Below are 6,000 nucleotides of genomic sequence, written 5' to 3'. Positions count from 1 at the left end.
CCCCCCCCCCCGCCCCCCCCCGCCCGCTGGGGTTTGTCGCGCCCCCCACCCTTGTGCTCAAACCCCCCACCACCTTTTGGGGGGGTTTTGCCCACCCCGGGGGGGGGGGGGGTGCCCCCCCCCCCCCACCAGCCCGCGCCCCGAGCTGGGAGCAGCGGATCGTCCGGACATGCGACGGGGGCGGGTCCCGCGCACCCGCCCCCGTCACCGCCGGAACTAGCTCCCGAGGCCCTGGACGCTGTCTTCCACAGCGTTCACGATCTCGGTGTCGAGCTCGTTCTCAGCGCTCTGGGCGGGCGCGCTGGCAACCCCGTCGGTGTTCTGGACCGAGATGTCGCCATCTGGGGTGTAGTAGATGTCCGCGAACGCGGCGGGTGCGGCGAACGCACTCAGGCCCACGGCGATCCCAGCTGCGGCTGCCGCCTTGACGAGGTTCGAAGGCTTCATCTGAATCCCTCTCTGCTGTGTCGGGTTTCCGGCGTCGATTCCGACCGCCGCAACCAGACCTACCGGCCATAGATCCACTCCGCTGACCGCACCGCCCAGGACCACCCTTCCCAGCGCCACCCGCCCCTCGGAAGCGGTCAAGCCCAACCGGGAAGCCACGTACAGTAACGATTCGATCACAACAGCTGCGGAAACCCGCGCCTCGGTGTGCTTCGCCGGTGCGGGTAGCCGGTCGCGGTCGTGAGTGCGTAACCAGGCTGGAGCCCGGTTACGCACTCACGACCCCTGACCTCCGCAAACAGCGGACGAGTCCCGCCCGGCCGCTGCAACGACAGAGGCTCAGACCTCGGCAACCCGAGCCAAGAACGCGGCCCAAGACGAAGCCGGAAACGCCAGGACGGGGCCCTCGGGATCCTTCGAGTCCCGCACTGCTACTGCAGGACCTGCGAACGCCACCTCGACGCAAGCGTCGTTGTTGCCACCGCCGCTACGACTGCTCTTGCGCCACCGCACGTCACCGAAGGCGACTTCGACGCAGTTGTTTCCGGTGCCCCCACCGCTGCGGCTACTCCTGCGCCACTGGGCATCTGCCAGCTCCACCGCGTACATCGCGTCTCGCCTCGCTCGCGCCGACTTCAAAGCTCACGAGCCGCCTGCTCAATCATCTTTCCTGAAGCCTCGGGGGAAAGCGCTTCCTTCAGCAGGTGCTCGAACAACAGCCTAGCCTCCCGCACCTCTGGGTCTTTTTCTAGATGGACCGAGCCTGCAGGATGAGCGACAAAGAGCACGTCACGGTCAGCTGGATCTGGAAACTCCAGCAACGTAAAGGCTCCCTCAAGTCCCGCATGCCACCCAATCGACTTGGGCAGCACACGTACCGCAACCGCAACTTGTGCAGTCATGTCGAGCATCTGGTTGAGCTGCTCCCGCATCACTGCTGTGCCACCAACAGGTCGCTCAAGCGCCGCCTGATCGATCAGAGCTGTCAGCTGTATTGGATGGTCATCGTCCGAAAGACGACGTTGTCGTATCAACCGCACGGCTATGTCGTTTTCAACCTGTCTCTTCGTTCGGTGAATCCGATCCCGCTGGAAGATCGCCCGCATGTAGCCCTCGGTTTGCAGCAAACCAGGGATAGACATCAGCGAAAGCTCGCGCACCGTGCGGGCTTCGGTTTCCAGGTCGACGTAACCGCGATCCTCCACGCCGTAAGCCCGCCACCAGCCCCGTTCTCGCGCCGCGCGGGCGAGGTCGAGGAGGTCTGGGTCGTAGGTGTCGTAGAGGTCCATCATCGAGCGGACCTCGTGCACCGATGTCGCCACCTCGCCGGTTTCCTTGCGGCTCAAGGCACTCGTCGACATGTCCAGGCCCGCCGCGGCCTTCTCCTGGGTGAGCCCGGCTTCTTCGCGCAGCTGCCGAATTCTGCGCGCGAGTCGGCGACGGCGGAACGTTGGGCTGGTGCGTGTCACCGGGACCTCCCCGACCGGATCCTGATCGATCCATGATCCCAGCGGGAGTCCGGGATCGGGATTCCCGCATCCGGTGATCCCGATCTTGGATTCCCGCGTGGACGCTGGTCACCACACCCGAACACGGGAACGCCCAACTCCAGGAGGGTCCGTCATGACACCGAAACTCTTCGGCCTGGCCGAGAAAACCGAGACCGGCGAGCCCGACCCGACCCGTGTCCACATCTGGGGCATGCAACTCCCGGACCGCGCGATCATGTACTGGCGGGAGGACCACCGGAACCAGTTCGCGGTCTTCGACACGGCCGCGAGCGCCGAATCCCGCTTCGGCTCCCTCTTCAACCTCACCCTGCTCTGGGTGTGATCGAACCGATCGTGTCGCGGTGAGGGGCACCCGTGCCCCAGTTACTTGGTCACGGGTGCCCCTCACCGCAACGAATCACTTGTGGAGGCCCGCGAAGAACTCCCGGACGTCCGTGACGAACAGATCCGGTTCCTCCGCCGCGGCGAAGGTTCCGCCCCGGTCGTACTCCGTCCAGCGCACGATGTTGTTGATGCGCTCGGCGAATCGGCGCACCGGCGCGAGGATGTCCTTGGGGAACACCGCGACACCGTGCGGCACGGTGCCGTTGACCAACTGGTCGATCACCCCTTCCTCCGCCGCTTTCTCAGCGTTGTCAGGAGTCTCCACAAAGGACCGAGCCGCCGAACCGGCCGTGTTGGTCAGCCAGTACAGCATCACCGTGGTGAGGATCCGGTCGCGGTCGATCGCCTCCTCCGGGCTGTTCTCGCAGTCCGTCCACTCCTTGAGCACGCCGACGATCCACCCCAACAATCCGACCGGCGAGTCCGCCAGCGGATACGCCAATGCTTGCGGCTTGGTGGACTGGATCAGCTTGTAGCCGTAGAGCTCGTCGGTGTAGCGCTGCCACGCCCCCATCCGCGCGTAGTCGGCTTCGGTGAGCTCGGCCATCTCGTCGGCATCACCGGAGGGGAACGTGATCATCCCGTTGGTGTGCAAGCCGATCACGTTCTCCGGTGCGAGGATCGCCAGCTCGCGGGAGATCCAGGTGCCCCAGTCGCCGCCCTGCGCGCCGTAGCGCTCGTACCCGAGCCGACCCATCAACTCCTGCCAGGCCCGCGCGATCCGGTTGGCGCCCCAACCGACCGAGCGGGTCGGTCCGGACAGTCCGTAACCCGGCAACGACGGGATCACCAGGTGGAACGCCTGGTCCGGGCCGTCGGGCTCGGTCAGCGGCCGGATGACGTCCAGGTACTCGGCGATCGAACTGGGCCAGCCGTGCGTGAGGATCAGCGGCAGCGCGTCCGGCCGCGACGAGCGGACGTGCAGGAAGTGGACGTCCGCCCCATCGATTTCGGTGGTGTACTGCGGGAATTCGTTCAGCCGCGCCTCCTGGGCCCGCCAGTCGTACGCGCTGCGCCAGTACTCGACGAGCTCCCGCAGGTAGCCCAGCGGCGGACCGTAGGTCCACCCGAGCCCCGGCACTTCATCGGCCCAGCGGGTCCGTGTCAACCGCTGCTGGAGGTCGTCGAGGTCGTGCTGCGGGATGTCGAGGCGGAACGGTGTGATGTCGCGAGAGGCCATGCACGCTCCCTTGTTCGTACGTTGTACGGTACTTAATACGCGCAAGGCTTCGCCGATGTTCCCGATCCGCGGAAAAAAGTTCGAGGGGCGTCCCACTCGGAGACACCCCTCGGACAAAAGAGCAGGTCAGCGGCCCATCTCCTCCAGCGAACGCCCCTTGGTCTCGGTCAGGTACCGCAGCACGAACACCAACGAGAGCAACGCGAACGCGGCATAGCCGAAGTACGTCACGGGCAGGTTCCAGTCCCGCAGGCTCGGGAAGCTCACCGTCACGAGCCAGTTCGCGATCCAGTTGGTCGCGGTACCTACCGCCAACGCGGCGGCCCGGATGCGCACCGGGAACATCTCGCCCAGCAGCACCCACATCACCACGCCCCACGAGGCAGCGAAGAACAGCACGAAAGCACTCGCCGACACCAACGCCACCGCACCCCACTGCGGCGGCAGCTGCGCCTCGTCGCCGACGACCTGGGCGAAGCTGAACGCCCAGCCGGTGACGGCCAGCGATACGGCCATCCCGATCGAACCGACCACCAGCAGCGGCTTGCGGCCGATCTTGTCGACCAACGCGATCGCCACGAACGTGCCAATGATGTTCACGATCGAGGTGAACAGGCTCAACAGCAGCGAACTGCTCTCGTCGATGCCCACCGAGTGCCACAGCGACGACGAGTAGTAGAAGATCACGTTGATCCCGACGAACTGCTGCAACGCCGCGATGGCCATCCCGACCCACACGATCGGCAACACCCCGAACCGGCCGCGCAGATCGCTCAACCGCGACTTGCGCTCACCACCGAGCGCGTCCTGGATCTCGGCGATCTTCGCGTCCGGGTCAGCGGGATCGACCTGCGCCAGGATCGCGCGCGCCCGGTCGAGCTTGCCCACGGCCACCAGGTAGCGCGGCGATTCCGGGATCGTCGAGGCCACCACCAGGTAGATCACCGCTGGGATGGCGGCCACGCCGAGCATCCACTGCCACGCCTGCAACGGCCCGAGCATGCCCGAAGCACTACCGCCCGCGACCTCCGCCAAGGCGTAGTTGACCAGCTGCGACACCGCGATCCCGAGCACGATCGCCAACTGCTGCAACGACCCCAACCGCCCGCGATACGCGGCCGGTGCGACCTCGGCGATGTAGGCGGGCGCGATCACCGACGCGATCCCGATGGCGACACCGCCGACGACCCGCCAGATCGCGAGATCCCAGATCGCGAACGGCACGGCCGAAGCGGCGGCGCTGACGATGAACAGCACGGCGGCCAGCTGCATCACCCGGATCCGACCGATCCGGTCGGCCAACCCACCGGCGACTCCGGCACCCACCGCGGACCCCAGCAGCGCCGAGGAAACCGTCAAGCCGGTCAACGCCGGACCGACGTGGAAGTGCTCCTGGATGGCGTCCACCGCGCCGTTGATCACAGAGGTGTCGTAGCCGAAGAGGAAACCACCGAGGGCCGCTGCCCCGGCGATCATCACGACGTGCCCGAGGTGCTCGGTGGCAGCTCCCGAGGCACGCGACTGCTGCATTGCGGACATCGAGTACTCCTGCTGCCCGCTCGCCGATCCGCCCCGTTGCGGGATCGTTCCAGAACGCCGGGCGTGGGGATCGTAAATTCTTGACCCCCGACTTGCTTACTCGATTCAGGGTGAAATAACTCACCGTCACATCTGACGCAATCGAACCAGTGAGACTACTCACTACCAGCAGTTTTGAGTCACCGGGCAACTACTGGATGTTATCGGCGGGTCTCGGTGCGCTTGAAGTTCAAGTACGCACGCGACGGCGTCGGCCCGCGCTGCCCCTGGTACCGCGACCCGGCTTCCTTCGAGCCGTAGGGAAAGTCAGCCGGACTGGACAACCGGAACAAGCACAGCTGCCCGATCTTCATCCCCGGCCACAACGTGATCGGCAGATTGGCCACATTGGACAGTTCCAGGGTGATGTGACCGGTGAACCCGGGATCGATGAACCCGGCGGTGGAATGCGTCAACAACCCCAGCCGTCCCAGCGACGATTTCCCCTCCAACCGACCGGCGAGGTCGTCCGGCAACCGAACGGACTCGAAGGTCGACCCGAGCACGAACTCGCCGGGATGCAGCACGAACGGATCATCGTCGGGCGTCTCCCGCAGCGAAGTCAGCTCGTCCTGCTGCTTGGAAGGATCGATGTGCGTGTACCGGGTGTTGTCGAAAACCCGGAAGAAACGGTCCAACCGAACGTCGATGCTCGAAGGCTGGATCATGGCAACGTCGAAAGGATCCAGTTGAAGACGGCCAGCATCGAGCTCTTTGCGCAGGTCCCGGTCACTAAGCAGCACAAGAACAGCGTATAGCCAACCCGCAAACGATCATCGAGCCCCACCGTGCTAGGCTGACCGGGCCGAAAAGGCAGTGCGGATGTAGTTCAATGGTAGAACATCAGCTTCCCAAGCTGAGAACGCGGGTTCGATTCCCGTCATCCGCTCCAACAGAGTT

The 6,000-nt window shown here is 65.4% G+C and carries 7 protein-coding genes and 1 tRNA gene; 2 read left to right on the top strand and 6 right to left on the bottom strand.

Going from position 1 to position 6,000, the window contains the following annotated elements; translation table 11 throughout:
* Positions 1-216 precede the first annotated feature (216 nt).
* The 3 genes from MOQ72_RS39885 to MOQ72_RS39875 form a co-directional block, all read right to left on the bottom strand.
* Positions 217-447, bottom strand: a complete 231-nt coding sequence (locus MOQ72_RS39885) for a hypothetical protein (RefSeq protein ID WP_242191163.1) — start codon at positions 445-447, stop codon at positions 217-219.
* Positions 448-786: 339 nt separating this feature from the next.
* Positions 787-1,056, bottom strand: a complete 270-nt coding sequence (locus MOQ72_RS39880) for a DUF397 domain-containing protein (protein WP_242191162.1) — start codon at positions 1,054-1,056, stop codon at positions 787-789.
* Between the two features lie 26 nt (positions 1,057-1,082).
* A complete protein-coding gene (locus MOQ72_RS39875) occupies positions 1,083-1,916 on the bottom strand; it encodes a helix-turn-helix domain-containing protein (protein WP_242191161.1) in 834 nt (277 codons plus the stop codon).
* Positions 1,917-2,070: 154 nt separating this feature from the next.
* Between MOQ72_RS39875 and MOQ72_RS39870 the strand changes: the two genes are divergently transcribed.
* The gene (locus tag MOQ72_RS39870; RefSeq protein WP_242191160.1) at positions 2,071-2,280 is read left to right on the top strand and encodes a hypothetical protein; all 210 of its coding nucleotides are present in this window, start codon (positions 2,071-2,073) and stop codon (positions 2,278-2,280) included.
* Positions 2,281-2,355: 75 nt separating this feature from the next.
* Here the strand turns inward: MOQ72_RS39870 and MOQ72_RS39865 are convergent, their stop codons facing one another.
* The 3 genes from MOQ72_RS39865 to dcd all read right to left on the bottom strand — a co-directional run bounded on the left by MOQ72_RS39865 (position 2,356) and on the right by dcd (position 5,843).
* The gene (locus MOQ72_RS39865) at positions 2,356-3,522 is read right to left on the bottom strand and encodes an epoxide hydrolase family protein (RefSeq protein WP_242191159.1); all 1,167 of its coding nucleotides are present in this window, start codon (positions 3,520-3,522) and stop codon (positions 2,356-2,358) included.
* A gap of 126 nt (positions 3,523-3,648) precedes the next feature.
* Positions 3,649-5,061 carry a sugar porter family MFS transporter gene (locus tag MOQ72_RS39860; protein WP_242191158.1) on the bottom strand — a complete coding sequence of 471 codons (1,413 nt, stop codon included), beginning with the start codon at positions 5,059-5,061 and terminating at the stop codon, positions 3,649-3,651.
* A 200-nt stretch (positions 5,062-5,261) separates the two neighbouring features.
* A complete protein-coding gene (dcd, locus tag MOQ72_RS39855) occupies positions 5,262-5,843 on the bottom strand; it encodes a dCTP deaminase (RefSeq protein ID WP_242191157.1) in 582 nt (193 codons plus the stop codon).
* 75 nt (positions 5,844-5,918) lie between these two features.
* Here dcd and MOQ72_RS39850 point away from each other — a divergent pair.
* Positions 5,919-5,992: transfer RNA gene (locus MOQ72_RS39850), tRNA-Gly, on the top strand.
* The last annotated feature ends 8 nt before the right edge of the window (positions 5,993-6,000 follow it).

Source organism: Saccharopolyspora soli, assembly GCF_022678645.1.
Taxonomy (GTDB): Bacteria; Actinomycetota; Actinomycetes; order Mycobacteriales; family Pseudonocardiaceae; genus Saccharopolyspora; species Saccharopolyspora soli.
This window is presented reverse-complemented; position numbering and strand designations above follow the sequence as displayed.